The organism is Klebsiella sp. K4, from assembly GCF_014596785.2.
Classification (GTDB): Bacteria; Pseudomonadota; Gammaproteobacteria; order Enterobacterales; family Enterobacteriaceae; genus Klebsiella; species Klebsiella pneumoniae.
The window spans coordinates 1298463-1313764 of sequence record NZ_CP115021.1 but is presented as its reverse complement, the minus strand read 5'-3'; the positions used below and the strand labels follow the sequence as shown (position 1 = coordinate 1313764).

General features: G+C 58.3%; 13 protein-coding genes. 1 reads left to right on the top strand and 12 read right to left on the bottom strand.

Features of this window, described 5'->3' with window-relative positions; translation table 11 throughout:
• Nucleotides 1-10: 10 nt before the first annotated feature.
• A complete protein-coding gene (gene guaA, locus IB144_RS06525; RefSeq protein ID WP_004890427.1) occupies nucleotides 11-1588 on the bottom strand; it encodes a glutamine-hydrolyzing GMP synthase in 1578 nt (525 codons plus the stop codon).
• Between the two features lie 67 nt (nucleotides 1589-1655).
• The gene (guaB, locus tag IB144_RS06520; RefSeq protein WP_004151980.1) at nucleotides 1656-3122 is read right to left on the bottom strand and encodes an IMP dehydrogenase; all 1467 of its coding nucleotides are present in this window, start codon (nucleotides 3120-3122) and stop codon (nucleotides 1656-1658) included.
• Nucleotides 3123-3280: 158 nt separating this feature from the next.
• On the opposite strand from guaB, the gene xseA reads away from it, so the two are divergent.
• On the top strand, nucleotides 3281-4672 hold the full coding sequence (gene xseA / locus IB144_RS06515; protein WP_004174856.1) for an exodeoxyribonuclease VII large subunit: 1392 nt from the start codon (nucleotides 3281-3283) through the stop codon (nucleotides 4670-4672).
• Here xseA and IB144_RS06510 read toward each other — a convergent pair.
• The 10 genes from IB144_RS06510 to ndk form a co-directional block, all read right to left on the bottom strand.
• The gene (locus tag IB144_RS06510; RefSeq protein WP_004144303.1) at nucleotides 4656-4874 is read right to left on the bottom strand and encodes a zinc ribbon domain-containing protein; all 219 of its coding nucleotides are present in this window, start codon (nucleotides 4872-4874) and stop codon (nucleotides 4656-4658) included. The genes xseA and IB144_RS06510 overlap by 17 nt on opposite strands.
• 49 nt (nucleotides 4875-4923) lie before the next feature.
• Nucleotides 4924-6003: a Gfo/Idh/MocA family oxidoreductase gene (locus tag IB144_RS06505; RefSeq protein ID WP_023325323.1), complete on the bottom strand. Its 1080-nt coding sequence runs from the start codon at nucleotides 6001-6003 to the stop codon at nucleotides 4924-4926.
• Between the two features lie 117 nt (nucleotides 6004-6120).
• On the bottom strand, nucleotides 6121-7599 hold the full coding sequence (gene der / locus IB144_RS06500; protein ID WP_004144309.1) for a ribosome biogenesis GTPase Der: 1479 nt from the start codon (nucleotides 7597-7599) through the stop codon (nucleotides 6121-6123).
• Nucleotides 7600-7712: 113 nt separating this feature from the next.
• The gene (gene bamB / locus IB144_RS06495; protein WP_002913889.1) at nucleotides 7713-8891 is read right to left on the bottom strand and encodes an outer membrane protein assembly factor BamB; all 1179 of its coding nucleotides are present in this window, start codon (nucleotides 8889-8891) and stop codon (nucleotides 7713-7715) included.
• Nucleotides 8892-8901: 10 nt separating this feature from the next.
• Nucleotides 8902-9522 (bottom strand): YfgM family protein, encoded by a 621-nt coding sequence (locus IB144_RS06490; RefSeq protein WP_002913890.1) that lies wholly within the window; start codon nucleotides 9520-9522, stop codon nucleotides 8902-8904.
• A 34-nt stretch (nucleotides 9523-9556) separates the two neighbouring features.
• The gene (gene hisS / locus IB144_RS06485) at nucleotides 9557-10831 is read right to left on the bottom strand and encodes a histidine--tRNA ligase (protein ID WP_065888737.1); all 1275 of its coding nucleotides are present in this window, start codon (nucleotides 10829-10831) and stop codon (nucleotides 9557-9559) included.
• Nucleotides 10832-10922: 91 nt separating this feature from the next.
• Nucleotides 10923-12044, bottom strand: coding sequence for a flavodoxin-dependent (E)-4-hydroxy-3-methylbut-2-enyl-diphosphate synthase (ispG, locus tag IB144_RS06480; protein ID WP_002913892.1), 1122 nt, complete (start codon nucleotides 12042-12044; stop codon nucleotides 10923-10925).
• 26 nt (nucleotides 12045-12070) lie between these two features.
• Nucleotides 12071-13066, bottom strand: coding sequence for a cytoskeleton protein RodZ (gene rodZ / locus IB144_RS06475; protein ID WP_004174849.1), 996 nt, complete (start codon nucleotides 13064-13066; stop codon nucleotides 12071-12073).
• A gap of 276 nt (nucleotides 13067-13342) precedes the next feature.
• Nucleotides 13343-14509 carry a bifunctional tRNA (adenosine(37)-C2)-methyltransferase TrmG/ribosomal RNA large subunit methyltransferase RlmN gene (locus IB144_RS06470; protein ID WP_002913894.1) on the bottom strand — a complete coding sequence of 389 codons (1167 nt, stop codon included), beginning with the start codon at nucleotides 14507-14509 and terminating at the stop codon, nucleotides 13343-13345.
• Between the two features lie 358 nt (nucleotides 14510-14867).
• Nucleotides 14868-15299 carry a nucleoside-diphosphate kinase gene (ndk, locus tag IB144_RS06465; protein WP_004144312.1) on the bottom strand — a complete coding sequence of 144 codons (432 nt, stop codon included), beginning with the start codon at nucleotides 15297-15299 and terminating at the stop codon, nucleotides 14868-14870.
• Nucleotides 15300-15302: the final 3 nt, after the last annotated feature.

Sequence of the window (15302 nt, the reverse complement as noted above, 5' to 3'; positions counted from 1 at the left end):
ACGCCGGGGATTATTCCCACTCAATCGTTGCTGGCGGCTTGCCGCTGATGTCATACACCACGCGGGAGATACCGTTCACTTCATTGATGATACGGTTGGAGACGCGGCCGAGGAAATCGTACGGCAGGTGTGCCCAGTGCGCGGTCATGAAGTCGATGGTTTCCACCGCACGCAGGGAAACCACCCAGTCGTATTTACGGCCATCGCCCATCACGCCGACGGAACGAACCGGCAGGAACACAGTGAACGCCTGGCTGACTTTGTTATACAGATCAGCTTTGTGCAGCTCTTCGATGAAGATAGCGTCCGCACGACGCAGCAGGTCGCAGTACTCTTTCTTCACTTCGCCCAGCACGCGCACGCCAAGGCCGGGGCCCGGGAACGGGTGACGGTAGAGCATGTCGTACGGCAGGCCCAGTTCCAGGCCGATCTTACGTACTTCGTCTTTGAACAGCTCACGCAGCGGCTCAACCAGGCCCATCTTCATCTCTTTCGGCAGGCCGCCCACGTTGTGGTGAGATTTGATAACGTGCGCTTTACCGGTGGCGGAAGCGGCAGACTCGATAACGTCAGGGTAGATGGTACCCTGCGCCAGCCATTTGACGTCGTCCAGCTTCAGCGCTTCTTCGTCGAACACTTCCACGAAAACGCGACCGATAATTTTACGCTTCGCTTCCGGATCGCTTTCACCCGCCAGCGCGTCGAGGAAACGCTGCTCGCCTTCAACGTGAACAATGTTCAGGCCAAAGTGGTCGCCGAACATCTCCATCACCTGCTTCGCTTCGTTCAGGCGCAGCAGACCGTTGTCCACGAATACGCAGGTCAGGTTTTTGCCGATAGCGCGGTGCAGCAGCATCGCGGTCACCGAAGAGTCCACACCGCCGGAGAGGCCGAGGATCACTTTGTCGTCGCCAACCTGCTGACGGATACGCTCAACGGCGTCGTCAATGATTTTCGCCGGGGTCCACAGCGCTTCGCACTGGCAGATGTCGCGCACGAAGCGCTCCAGCATACGCATCCCCTGACGGGTGTGGGTCACTTCCGGGTGGAACTGCACGCCGTAGAAGCGTTTTTCTTCGTTGGCCATAATGGCGAACGGGCAGTTGTCGGTGCTGGCGACGGTTACGAAGTCCGCTGGGATGGCGGTCACTTTGTCGCCGTGGCTCATCCACACGTCCAGCAGCGGTTTGCCGTCTGCGGTCAGGGAATCTTCGATACCGCGCACCAGCGCGCTGTCGTTAACCACTTCAACCTGCGCGTAACCAAACTCACGCTCGTTAGAACCTTCTACATGGCCGCCCAGCTGCATCGCCATGGTCTGCATGCCGTAGCAGACGCCAAATACCGGCACGCCGGCTTCGAACACATACTGCGGCGCGCGCGGGCTGTTCTCTTCGGTGGTGCTTTCCGGGCCGCCGGAAAGAATGATGCCGCTTGGATTAAATTCGCGGATCTGTGCTTCCGTGACATCCCATGCCCACAGCTCACAGTAGACGCCCAGCTCACGCACGCGACGCGCCACCAGCTGAGTATACTGAGACCCGAAGTCGAGGATGAGGATGCGATGTTTATGAATGTTTTCCGTCATTGACGCTAATTCCGAGGCAAGTGAAACAGAGTAAATAAATCGCCCGACGCAAGGTCGGGCGAAGAAATCAGGAGCCCAGACGGTAGTTCGGGGACTCTTTGGTGATGGTCACGTCGTGAACGTGGCTTTCCTGAATGCCCGCACCGCTGATGCGTACGAATTCAGCTTTGGTACGCAGCAGGTCAATGGTACCACAGCCGGTCAGACCCATACAGGAACGCAGACCGCCCATCTGCTGGTGAATGATCTCTTTCAGGCGGCCTTTATAGGCCACGCGACCTTCGATACCTTCCGGCACCAGTTTGTCAGCAGCGTTATCGCTCTGGAAATAGCGATCAGAGGAGCCTTTGGACATCGCGCCAAGGGAGCCCATCCCGCGGTAGGATTTGTAAGAGCGACCCTGATAGAGTTCGATTTCACCCGGGGACTCTTCGGTACCCGCCAGCATGGAGCCAACCATCACCGCCGCCGCACCGGCGGCGATCGCTTTGGCGATATCGCCGGAGAAACGGATACCGCCGTCAGCGATAACCGGAATACCGGTCCCTTCCAGCGCTTCCACCGCGTCGGAAACAGCAGTGATCTGCGGCACACCCACGCCGGTGACGATACGGGTAGTACAGATGGAGCCCGGGCCGATGCCCACTTTCACCGCGCTGCAGCCGGCTTCCGCCAGCGCGCGTGCGCCTGCGCCAGTGGCAACGTTGCCGCCGATGATCTGCAGGTCAGGATATTTCGCGCGCGTTTCACGGATACGCTGCAGAACGCCTTCTGAGTGACCGTGCGAGGAGTCGATCAGCAGAACGTCAACGCCTGCCGCTACCAACGCGTCTACGCGCTCTTCGTTGCCGGCACCAGCGCCGACCGCCGCGCCTACGCGCAGACGGCCCTGCTCATCTTTACAGGCGTTCGGTTTACGTTCTGCTTTCTGGAAGTCTTTGACGGTGATCATGCCGCGCAGGTGGAAGCTTTCATCCACGACCAGCGCTTTCTCAACGCGTTTTTCGTGCATCTTAGCGAAGACCACTTCACGGCTTTCGCCTTCACGAACGGTGACCAGACGCTCTTTCGGCGTCATGTAGACGCTGACCGGCTGGTTCAGATCGGTGACGAAACGCACGTCGCGGCCGGTGATGATGCCAACCAGCTCGTTTTCTTCGGTAACCACCGGGTAGCCGGCAAAACCGTTGCGCTCGGTCAGCTCTTTCACTTCACGCAGAGTGGTCGTCGGCAGAACAGTCTGCGGGTCGGTGACCACGCCGGACTCATGTTTCTTCACGCGACGAACTTCTTCCGCCTGGCGCTCGATGGACATGTTTTTGTGAATAAAGCCGATGCCGCCTTCCTGTGCCAGGGCAATAGCCAGACGCGCTTCCGTTACGGTATCCATGGCTGCGGAGAGCATAGGAATATTCAGACGAATGGTTTTCGTCAGCTGAGTGCTGAGATCGGCAGTATTCGGCAGAACGGTAGAATGAGCGGGAACGAGGAGGACGTCGTCAAACGTCAGGGCTTCTTTAGCGATACGTAGCATGGGCAATATCTCGACCAGGGTGGATAAATATTGCCGTGGCATTATACAGAGCGTAACCGATTGCATCTACCCTTTTTTGCAAATAATACTTGCCATCCCCTCTGAGCGCGTTACTATCGACTGAATAACCTGCTGATTTAAAGTTTGATCTTGCTCACATGTTACCCTCTCAATCCCCCGCAATTTTTACCGTAAGCCGCCTCAATCAGACGGTGCGTCTGCTGCTTGAGCGCGAAATGGGCCAGGTTTGGATCAGCGGCGAGATCTCTAACTTCAGCCAGCCCTCCTCCGGCCACTGGTACTTCACCTTAAAAGACGATAACGCCCAGGTGCGCTGCGCGATGTTCCGCAACAGCAACCGCCGGGTCACGTTCCGCCCGCAGCACGGGCAGCAGGTGCTGGTTCGCGCCAACATCACGCTGTATGAGCCGCGCGGCGACTACCAGATTATCGTCGAAAGCATGCAGCCCGCCGGCGAAGGGTTGCTGCAGCAGAAGTATGAGCAGCTGAAAGCGCAGTTAACGGCGGAAGGACTGTTCGAGCAAAAACATAAGCAGGCGCTCCCCTCTCCCGCCCACTGCGTCGGCGTCATCACCTCGAAAACCGGTGCCGCGCTGCACGATATTCTCCATGTCCTCAGGCGCCGCGATCCCGGGCTGCCGGTGATCATCTACCCAACCGCGGTCCAGGGTGACGACGCCCCCGGGCAGATTGTGCGCGCCATCGCGCTGGCCAACGCGCGCCAGGAGTGTGACGTACTGATTGTCGGACGCGGCGGCGGTTCGCTGGAGGATCTGTGGAGTTTTAACGATGAGCGGGTGGCGCGGGCTATTTTCGCCAGCCAGATCCCTATCGTCAGCGCCGTCGGCCATGAAACCGACGTCACGATCGCTGATTTTGTTGCCGACCTGCGGGCACCGACTCCCTCAGCCGCCGCGGAAATCGTCAGCCGCAACCAGCAGGAGCTGCTGCGCCAGCTGCAGTCCGGACAGCAGCGGCTGGAAATGGCGATGGACTATTTCCTCGCCAGTCGCCAGCGCCGTTTTACCCAGCTGTTCCATCGCCTGCAGCAACAGCATCCACAGCTGCGCTTGGCCCGCCAGCAGACCGCCCTGGAACGCCTGCGCCAGCGGATGCGTATCGCCGTGGAGTCACAGCTTAAGCGCGCAGAACAGCGGCAAAAGCGCACCGTTCAGCGTCTGAATCACTACAACCCGCAGCCGCGGATCCACCGCGCGCAGTCGCGGATCCAGCAGCTGGAATACCGGCTGGCGGAAATTATGCGTGGCCGCCTCAGCGAGCGGCGTGAACGGTTTGGCAACGCGGTGACCCATCTGGAGGCGGTGAGCCCCTTAGCCACCCTGGCGCGGGGCTACAGCGTCACCTCGGTGAGCGACGGTACGGTGCTGAAGCAGACAAAACAGGTCAAAACCGGCGATCTGCTCACCACCCGCCTGAAAGACGGCTGGGTCGAAAGCGAAGTGAAGCAGATCGCGACGGTGAAAAAAACGCGGGCCAGAAAGCCTTCGCCCACTAAACCAGCGGAATAAATTCCACCCGTTTTTTCGAGATAAGGCCATGCCCATGCTGGCAAAAGTAATCCACCGCGCCGCACGCCTTCAGCACCTCCAGCGGCTGGTGGCATTCCGGGCAGCGGGCCTCAAGGGTAAATACCCTTTCGCACTGGGCGCAATGCGCGCTACTGCCTTTGACATCTAACGGCGCGTGGCACAGAGGGCAATCAAGTTCCATAACCATTCCTTTCAACGTTTATCTGCACCTATTTTATCATGTTCCGGGTTTAATGCGGGCCGCGTAATTGCTGCTGCAACCTGAGCAGCCATTCCACTTCCTCAAGCCTACGCTGCGTTAGCCCGGCCACGCTGTCCGGCGCCCGGATAAACAGATTATCAGCGCCGAGGATCTGCTCATCAAGACAGTGCGTATAGATCGCCCCGGGCCGGGTCCAGCGCTGCACCCGCTCGCCGTCCTGTAGCGTCACCACTTCGCCCTCAGGGGCGCGATCGAAGGTAATTATTCGCCCGTCCCGCAGTCCTATCCGCATTCCCTTTTGCCCGCCCGCGGGACCCGCGTATTTGTTGAGCCAGATATTGAGCGGGATAGTGCCCAAGGTTCCCTGCAGATGCGCCTCCCCCTCGGCAGTGCTCGTATCCCCAGGAGCAATGTCATGGCCGAGGCGGTCTTTCGCCACCCGAAGGGAAAGGCTCAGCGCCGTATCGCCTCCGCTGGCGTGCAGGGTTTCGCGGAGCATCGCCAGGACATGGGTGCCGATATCGAGGATCACCCCATCAGGGTGACGCAGCTGCCGGGTATCCAGCTCCCCGGTGGCAAAATTGAGTGCGACCGGCTCACCAGCGCTGTTAAAGCCGCTTGGCTCCTGCAAATAACCTTCGATCCAGACGATATCCTGCGCTGACAGGTGCGGCGGAGGCAGGCCGCTGGTCTCCCCTTCCGCCCGCCACAGCGGGCCAGGAGCGTTCAGCGCAACGCCTCGCGCCATCCAGTGGTCAAGAGCCAGCACCCGCGCGGCCTGCTCAGTCGGCGCCAGCAGCGCCCGCAGCCGGGCGGCCTGCTCAAGGTTGGCCACGATCGGCTTTTCCACCACGATGCGGGAAATGCCGCTGGCTAACGCCCTCTCCAGTACGGGCAGATGCTGAAGTGATGAGGTGGTAATGAAGAGCGTATCCAGGGGTTCGGCCAGCAGCGCCGACAGCGAACTACAGCGCTGGATCCCCGGCAGCGCTCTGCTGCAGTCCAGGTCATAGCCCTGGCAGCGGTCGATGACGTCCCCCAGGCGACGCAGCGCCGGTAAATAGGCGGTTTCCACCACCGCGCCGAGGCCGATAAAACCAATCTGCATAGTAAGTCCACCTTTGAGCCGCTCTGTTCCCGGCGAAGTATCGCGGGATTATGGCGGAAGGTTTTGACATTTACCGGCATGGCGGCCACAAAAAACCCGCCGAAGCGGGTTTAATGATTATTTGCTTTTCTTGATGTGCTTGATCAAGCGCTTACGTTTACGCATCTGGTTCGGCGTCAGGGTGTTACGCTTGTTAGCGAACGGGTTTTCCCCTTCCTTGAACTGGATCCGGATCGGCGTGCCCATCACGTCCAGGGATTTACGGAAGTAGTTCATCAGATAGCGCTTGTAGGAATCCGGCAGATCCTTGACCTGGTTACCGTGGATCACCACGATAGGCGGGTTGTAGCCCCCGGCGTGGGCGTATTTCAGCTTCACGCGACGGCCACGCACCAGCGGTGGCTGATGATCTTCCGCCGCCATGTTCATGATCCGGGTCAGCATCGCGGTGCTTACGCGGCGCGTAGCGCTGTCGTAGGCTTCGCGTACCGATTCAAACAGGTTGCCGACGCCGCTGCCGTGCAGGGCGGAGATGAAGTGCACCCGGGCAAAGTCGATAAAGCCCAGACGATAGTCGAGGGTCTCCTTCACCTGCTCCTTCACTTCCTGACTCAGGCCATCCCACTTGTTAACGACGATCACCAGCGAACGGCCGCTGTTAAGAATAAAGCCCAGCAGCGAGAGGTCCTGGTCGGAGATCCCTTCGCGAGCATCGATCACCAGCAGCACGACGTTGGCGTCTTCAATCGCCTGCAGCGTTTTGATCACCGAGAACTTTTCCACTACGTCGGTGATTTTCCCGCGCTTACGCACCCCAGCGGTATCGATGAGCACGTATTCGCGCTCGTCACGCTGCATCGGGATATAAATGCTGTCACGGGTGGTGCCCGGCATATCGTAGACCACCACGCGATCTTCACCGAGGATGCGATTGGTGAGGGTTGATTTACCGACATTAGGACGCCCGACAATCGCCAGCTTGATCGGCAGATCCTGCGGATTGAAGTCGTCTTCCGGCTCTTCTTCCGCTTCGCCATTCTGCTCGGCTTCGAATTTCGCCCAGTATTCGGCGTCTTCATCCACTTCTTCCTGCGGATTAACCTCATCGACCCATGGCAGCAGGGCCTGCTCCAGCAGGCTGGTCACGCCGCGGCCGTGCGAAGCGGCAATCGGATAGATATCGCCCAAGCCGAGCGACCAGAAGTCCGCCATTGCCTGGTCGACGTCGATGCCGTCGGTTTTGTTAGCCACCAGGAAGGTGGGCTTTTCACGAGAGCGCAGGTGTTTAGCGATCGCGATGTCCGCCGGCATCAGGCCCGCGCGCGCATCGACCATAAACAACACCACATCGGCCTCTTCGATTGCCAGCAGCGACTGCTCCGCCATCCGGGTTTCCACGCCCTCTTCCGTACCATCAATACCACCGGTATCGATACAGATGAATTCGCGGCCTTCGACTTCGGCCCGACCGTACTTACGGTCACGAGTCAGCCCCGGGAAATCCGCAACCAGCGCATCACGAGTGCGCGTCAGGCGGTTAAAGAGCGTGGATTTTCCAACGTTAGGGCGCCCGACAAGCGCGACCACAGGTATCATGTTAAATGCCTCATACAATCACTAAGCAACATCGTCTTAACGACGTTTTTAAAAAAGTCAAAACGGCCCCTGTCTGCCAGGGGCCGTTTCTTAATCACTCACGACAGCGGTAATTAACGCGTAATCGCGTACAGCGTACCGTCTTTCGCCTGGATCAGCAGTCGACCATCGGCAACCACCGGGTCGGTCAGGAAGCCGGAGCTGTCCACTTTCTGCTGCGCCACAAAATGGCCATCTTCCGGATTAACCCAGTGCATGTAGCCTTCGCTATCGCCGACGACCAGATTGCCATTATACAACACCGGCGCGGTCAGCAAACGGTGCAGCAGATCGCTTTGCGTCCACAGGGTTACACCGCCGTCGGTGGTCAGTGCCAGCAGGCGATCGTTCTGGTCTACCAGGTAGATACGGTTACCATCGACGATGAAATCATTCACCGAACCCAGCTCGCGTTTCCACATAATCTGGCCGCTACGCAGGTCCAGCGCGGTCAGGTTACCGTTATAAGCCAGCGCATAAACCACACCGTTAACGATGATCGGCGTCGTGTCGACGTCGTTCAGGCGGTCAATTTCCGTCGGGCCGGTGGCCGTAGAAATACGCTGCTGCCAAATCATCTGCCCCTGCTGCATCAATACTGCACTGACGCGGCCGTTGTCGCCGCCGACGATCGCCGCGCCGTAGGCGGTCGCAGGCGCAGACTCGCCGCGCAGGGAGAGCGCCGGCATATCGAGGTTAACGGTCCACTTCACGGCCCCATCGGTCTCGTTTAGCGCCTGCAGCTGGCCGTTACTGGTATGCACCAGCACCATGCCATCGCTCACCACCGGACGCGACAGCGCCTCGCCGGCGACACGGGTTTGCCAGGCCACGGTACCATCGCTGGTATTCAGCGCATACAGCTGCGCTTTCTCGCTGCCGATATAAACATGGCCGCCAGAGACGGTCACCCCGCCAGAAAGCAGCGCTGGCGTGCGCGAGAACCAGCCATCTTTCTCCGCCAGATTCACCGACCACACCTCTTTGCCGTCGTCGGCGTTCAGCGCTTTGACGGTGCCTTTACGGTCAGCAGCATACACTACGCCGTCGGCAAAGGCCGGATGAAGGTTAGAGTAAAATTCGCCGATACCATCGCCAACCGAGGTGCTCCAGGACGTGGACGGCGTAAACTGGTTTTCTACCGTCGGCAGCGGTGACATTTTCACCACATCTTCTTCGCTATTAAACAGCGAACACCCGCTCAGCAAGGTAACGGAAAGCAGCCCTGGCAACAGTAATTTACGCAATTGCATCGAGTCCCTCTCAGATGGACAAATTATTCATTTTCATACGCATCATTTCGCTGAGCGCAGGAGAAGCATCGCTTTTCACGCCAGCTTCCCACGCCGCACGGGCCCCTTGCTTATCGCCTTTGCTCAACAGAATTTCGCCGCGCAAATCGGCCACAATGGCGGTCCAGCCCTCACCTTTGATGCTGTCGAGGGTTTTCAGCGCCGCATCAGCCTGTTTCATTTGCAGCTGAACGCGGGCCAGACGCATACTGATAACCGATTTCAGATTATCATCAGATGCGGCCGCCAGCCCCTGCTGCAGCTGCTTTTCAGCGTTCGGCAGATCGTTCTGTTCAACAAAATGCTGTGCCAGCTCGAGAGAGGCGAAGGCGCCGTAGGTATTTTTATTGTCAGCCGCGAATTTCTCTGCCCCTGACAGCACTTCTGGCGTATTCGATTTCAGCGCGGAAGTCGCCTTCTCGTAAGCCAGCGACGCGTCTCTGGCGGTATCCTGCTGATGGGAGGTCCAGTAGCGCCAGCCAACCAGCGCGCCAATCCCTAAAATCACCCCGACCGCCAGCGCTTTGCCGTTTTCGGCAAAGAAACGCTTCAGCGCATCGACCTGATCGTTCTCGTTGTTAAAAGTTTCCACGCAGTCCTTCTCCTGACTAATAATTCCCGGGAGATTAACCCAGAAGTGTGCGCAAATGCGCGGCAACGCTCTCCTGCGTTACGGTAGTTTGCTCACCTGAGCGTAAATCCTTCACTACCACGTTTCCGTCAGCAATCTCTGATTCACCGACCACCAGCGCGACGCGCGCCCCCCACTTGTCAGCGCGGGCGAACTGCTTCTTAAAGTTGCCGCCGCCGTGGTTGGTCATCAGCTTCACGCCGGGCAGCGCATCGCGAACCTGCTCAGCCAGACGCATTGCAGCAGACTGAGTATCGGTCCCGGAGGCTACCAGGTATATATCGACAACAGGATCGGCTTTAAATTCCGGATTCACTGCCTGGACCAGTAAAACAAGACGTTCCAGACCCATGGCAAAACCCACGCCCGGGGTAGCGCGACCGCCCAGCTGCTCAACCAGGCCGTCGTAACGACCGCCGGCGCAGACGGTGCCCTGGGAACCAAGGCTGGTGGTCACCCACTCGAACACGGTGCGGTTATAGTAATCAAGGCCGCGCACCAGGCGCTGGTTGACGGTGTAGCGGATCCCGGCATCGTCAAGCAGCGCGCACAGGCCGGCAAAGTGGGCTTTCGACTCTTCGTCAAGATAATCGCCGAGCGCCGGCGCGTCGTTGAGCAGCGCCTGAACGTCCGAGTTTTTGGAGTCCAGCACCCGCAGCGGGTTGGTATACATCCGGCGTTTACTGTCTTCATCCAGTTTATCGGTAAACTGCTCCAGGTATGCCACCAGCGCGTCGCGGTAGTTGGCGCGCGCTTCCAGCGAACCGATGGAGTTCAGCTCCAGGCTGACGTGCTCGGAGATGCCCAGCTCACGCCACCAGCGCGCGGTCAGCATAATCAGCTCCGCGTCGATGTCCGGGCCCTGCAGGCCAAACACTTCGGCGCCGATCTGATGGAACTGGCGGTAGCGACCTTTCTGCGGGCGCTCGTGACGGAACATTGGCCCGACGTACCACAGACGCTGTTCTTGATTGTACAGCAGACCATGTTCGATGCCGGCACGTACGCAGCCCGCCGTCCCTTCCGGACGCAGCGTCAGGCTGTCGCCATTGCGGTCTTCGAAGGTATACATCTCTTTTTCAACCACGTCGGTCACTTCGCCGATCGCGCGTTTGAATAACGGGGTCTGCTCTACAATCGGCAAACGGATTTCGCTGTAACCGTAGCTACCGAGCACCTGCTTCAGTGAGCCTTCAATGCGCTGCCAGAGAGCGGTTTCGCCCGGCAGATAATCGTTCATGCCACGGATGGCTTGAATGTTCTTTGCCACGTTTATTCTCTTTATATATACAAAAATGAACCCCGGCGCCTCGCGCCCGCAGGTTCAATCATACACGGGAAGCGTATCGCTTCCCAACACGTTATTTTGCTTCAACCTGTTGAACGTCAATCCGACGGGCTTCATCGAGCATCGAGGCTTTGGCGCGGATCCGCGCTTCCAGCTGGTCGATCATGTCGTTGTTGTCCAGGCGATCTTTACGCACGCCGTCTTCATACAGGCCGCTTTTCTTGTTGCCGCCGGTGACGCCAAGGGTGGAGACCAGCGCTTCGCCCGGGCCGTTCACCACGCAACCGATGATCGAAACATCCATCGGGGTGATGATATCTTCCAGACGCTGCTCCAGAGCATTCACCGTACCGATAACGTCAAACTCCTGGCGTGAACAGGTCGGGCAGGCGATAAAGTTAATGCCGCGGGAACGAATACGCAGAGATTTGAGGATATCAAAGCCGACCTTGATCTCTTCCACCGGATCCGCCGCCAGCGAGACGCGCAGCGTATCGCCGATCCCCTCGGACAGCAGTAGTCCCAGACCGATCGCCGATTTTACCGCGCCGCTGCGCGCGCCGCCCGCTTCGGTGATCCCAAGATGCAGCGGCTGATCGATCTGTTTCGCCAGCAGACGATAGGATTCCACCGCCAGGAAGACATCGGAGGCTTTAACGCTGACTTTAAACTGATCGAAGTTCAGACGATCGAGATGATCGACATGACGCATGGCGGATTCGAGCAGCGCCTGCGGCGTCGGCTCGCCATATTTTTCCTGCAGATCTTTTTCCAGCGAGCCGGCGTTGACGCCGATGCGGATCGGGATGTTTTTATCGCGAGCGCAATCTACAACCATGCGGATGCGCTCTTCGTTGCCGATGTTGCCCGGGTTGATACGCAGGCAGTCGACGCCATATTCCGCCACTTTCAGCGCAATACGGTAGTCAAAGTGGATATCGGCGACCAGCGGGACGTTAACCTGCTGTTTGATAAGTTTGAACGCCTCAGCAGCGTCCATCGTCGGAACAGAGACACGGACAATGTCCGCGCCTACGCGCTCTAACGCTTTGATTTGATTTACGGTCGCCGCCACATCGGTGGTGCGCGTATTGGTCATTGACTGAACGGCGATGGGAGCCCCATCGCCAATTGGCACATTACCAACGTAAATACGTTTAGATTTTCTACGTTGAATCGGAGCCTGGTTATGCATGAAAAATCTCCCGCGTTACCCGTCTGTTACTGCGCCGGTGATGCTTCGGCATTGAGGGTCAGACGCGCAACCTGGTTAGTTCTGATAAAACGACTTAAATCGACAGGCTTGCCCAGATACTGGATCTGTACCGCGGCCGGGGCGCCAATTTTCAGCTTATACGGCGCCTGACCGCTCAGGTTCAGGTTACCGCCTTTACGCTGCAGGCCGCTGAACAGTTTTTTACCGGTGGCATCGCTCACTTCCAGCCAGCAGTCGGCGGAAAAGTTCATCACCAGATCCTGCGCCGACGCCGCCGGAGTCGTGACGTTCGCCTGATCGGTCGGCAACGGCGAGGCTGGGGTGGTAGCCGGAGCTGCCGGCGTCGTCCCCGCGGTATCGACATTGGCCTGGGAAGGGGCCACGACAGCGTTATTATCCGCTGGCGTCTGGGCCGGCGCGCTGGTGGTCGGTGCGCTGGCGGTATCGGTTGGCGCGCTGTTCGCGGCGCTATCGGCGGTCGGGGCTGCAGGGGCGCTGGTATCCAGCGGCACGTTCTGGCTGTTGGCGTCGCCGCCGTTCAGCTCAGCGGAAGACTGATCGGCCATGGTCGAAATCTCTTCCTGCTGCGCCTTATGGTCTTGCCACCACCAGGCGCCGCTCAGACCGATAACCACAAACAGCACCAGCCAGGTGAAGCTCATCAGCCAGCCGTCGCGCTTTTTGCGGCGCTTGCCTAAAGAGAAACTCTGCATTGGCGCGACTTTCGCCGCGCGGATGGGCGCCTGCTTGGCCATCATCGGCAGCAGCTCGTCTTCTGGAATATGTACGAGGCGAGCGTAGGAGCGGATGTACCCGCGCAGGAAGGTGGAGGCGAGGTCGGCGGGGGCCTTATCGTCTTCAATATCACGAACCGTGGACACCTTCAGGCATAAGCGTTCGGCCACCGCTTGCTGGCTAAGTCCGAGTTGTTCGCGGGCGTGACGCAGACGCGCGCCCGTGGTGTTTGCTTCTTGATGATCTTGAGTGGCTTCAGTATTCATTCGCTACAACTACTGGTACGTGAAATTTAAAGTTCAGCGCGGGAAAAAGCCGGCGCCGCGAGACATCTGTGCTACGTCAGCCTCACAGTATAGGACTGTCAGCCGCGCGATCACAGAGACGAATCAAAATTGAATGCTAAGCGGTTGTTGTGCCGCTACATACTGCCTCAAAGTCGACAAAAACGCACCGTAATTATTAACCGAATCAGCGTATTTCGCCTGGCTATCGGCCATAAATATGACCCGTGCCGCCTGCGCTGCACGGGTCATCATTTGTCAGACCGCTTTTACGTCAATCGCTTCGCCCTGCATCCGCTTACGCAGCGTACGCTTGGTACGGTCAATGACGTCGCCCGCCAGCTGGCCGCAGGCGGCATCGATATCGTCGCCGCGCGTTTTACGCACGATGGTCGTAAAGCCGTACTCCATCAGGACTTTGGAGAAACGGTCGATGCGGCTGTTAGAGCTGCGGCCATACGGCGCGCCCGGGAACGGGTTCCATGGGATCAGGTTGATCTTGCACGGCGTATCTTTCAGCAGCGCCGCCAGCTCATGGGCGTGCTCGGTGCCGTCGTTGACGTGATCCAGCATCACGTACTCGATGGTCACCCGGCCCTGGTTGGCGTTGGACTTCGAAATATAGCCGCGCACCGAGTTGAGGAACGTCTCGATGTTGTACTTTTTGTTGATCGGGACGATTTCGTCACGAATGGTGTCGTTCGGCGCGTGCAAGGAGATCGCCAGCGCAACGTCGATCATATCGCCGAGTTTATCCAGCGCCGGCACCACGCCGGAGGTAGACAAGGTCACACGACGCTTGGAAAGGCCAAAGCCGAAATCGTCGAGCATGATTTCCATCGCCGGAACGACGTTGTTGAGGTTCAGCAGCGGCTCGCCCATGCCCATCATTACTACGTTGGTAATGGGACGCACGCCGGTGGTCTTCACCGCGCCGACGATCTTCGCCGCGCGCCAGACCTGGCCGATAATTTCGGATACCCGCAGGTTGCGGTTAAAGCCCTGCTGGGCGGTGGAGCAGAATTTGCACTCCAGCGCGCAGCCTACCTGGGAGGAGACGCACAGGGTGGCGCGGTCTTCTTCCGGGATATAGACGGTCTCGACGCGCTGATCGCCAACGGCAATCGCCCATTTAATGGTCCCGTCGGTTGAGCGTTGCTCTTCAACCACTTCCGGGGCGCGGATCTCCGCCACTTCTTTCAGTTTACTGCGCAGGACTTTGTTGATGTCGGTCATCTCATCAAAGTCGTCGCAGCAGTAGTGATACATCCATTTCATCACCTGATCGGCGCGGAAAGGCTTCTCGCCCATGTTTTTGAAAAACTCGCGCATCTGCTGACGGTTTAAATCCAGCAGGTTGATTTTGGCATCTTTGTTCGGCACCGTCAGAGCGGCGGTATCAGGCGTGACAATTTGTTCAGACATAATATTTTCCGGCCTCGTTATTACACGTTATGGCCCCAGGTGGGTTGAAAAAGAAACGCCCCGGAGAGCGACTGCTCGTCCAGGGGCGCTATATTCTACAAATTCTGGCGCATCATTGCCACGTTTGCACAAAGCAATGAAAAAAAATCTGTAACTGACTGCTCAATCCTCTAAGGCTTTTCGATTGTCGCAAGGCGGCAAGCAAGTGACAAATTCGTCGGGAACGAATTTGACCAGCCTTAGGCTGGCCTCCGGTGAGAGGCAGGAGCCTCTCATTAATCCCCGGGAGCATAGATAACTATGTGACCGGGGTGCGCGAAGGAAGCCAACAATGCTGTGGCGTGAAAGACGCAGGAGATTAGCGAGTGCGCGGGCAAACCTCGCCTTCAGCAAAGAAGAACGCGATTTCGCGGGCAGCGGATTCTACAGAGTCGGAACCGTGGGTGCCGTTCTCGGTGAAGCTGTCAGCGTAGTCAGCGCGCAGGGTACCCGCCAGGGCGTTTGCCGGATTGGTGGCGCCCAGCAGGTCACGGTGACGCTGTACCGCATTTTCGCCTTCCAGAACGGAAACCACGATCGGGCCGGAGGTCATGAACTCAACCAGACCGTCGAAGAACGGGCGACCTTCGTGCTCAGCATAGAAACCACGAGCCTGTTCAACGGTCAGGTGCAGCATTTTGGTGCCGACGATTTTGAACCCTGCAGCTTCAAAGCGGGAAAAGATGCTGCCAATAACGTTTTTTGCCACCGCGTTTGGTTTGATGATGGAAAAAGTACGTTCAATAGCCATGAT

Excerpts from the sequence above, each read along its gene's own strand:
- der (WP_004144309.1), bottom strand. The coding sequence starts at position 7,599 with ATGATACCTGTGGTCGCGCTTGTCGGGCGCCCTAACGTTGGAAAATCC.
- rodZ (WP_004174849.1), bottom strand. The coding sequence starts at position 13,066 with ATGAATACTGAAGCCACTCAAGATCATCAAGAAGCAAACACCACGGGC.
- bamB (WP_002913889.1), bottom strand. The coding sequence starts at position 8,891 with ATGCAATTGCGTAAATTACTGTTGCCAGGGCTGCTTTCCGTTACCTTG.
- IB144_RS06510 (WP_004144303.1), bottom strand. The coding sequence starts at position 4,874 with ATGGAACTTGATTGCCCTCTGTGCCACGCGCCGTTAGATGTCAAAGGC.
- guaA (WP_004890427.1), bottom strand. The coding sequence starts at position 1,588 with ATGACGGAAAACATTCATAAACATCGCATCCTCATCCTCGACTTCGGG.
- IB144_RS06470 (WP_002913894.1), bottom strand. The coding sequence starts at position 14,509 with ATGTCTGAACAAATTGTCACGCCTGATACCGCCGCTCTGACGGTGCCG.
- guaB (WP_004151980.1), bottom strand. The coding sequence starts at position 3,122 with ATGCTACGTATCGCTAAAGAAGCCCTGACGTTTGACGACGTCCTCCTC.
- ndk (WP_004144312.1), bottom strand. The coding sequence starts at position 15,299 with ATGGCTATTGAACGTACTTTTTCCATCATCAAACCAAACGCGGTGGCA.
- ispG (WP_002913892.1), bottom strand. The coding sequence starts at position 12,044 with ATGCATAACCAGGCTCCGATTCAACGTAGAAAATCTAAACGTATTTAC.
- IB144_RS06505 (WP_023325323.1), bottom strand. The coding sequence starts at position 6,003 with ATGCAGATTGGTTTTATCGGCCTCGGCGCGGTGGTGGAAACCGCCTAT.
- xseA (WP_004174856.1), top strand. The coding sequence starts at position 3,281 with ATGTTACCCTCTCAATCCCCCGCAATTTTTACCGTAAGCCGCCTCAAT.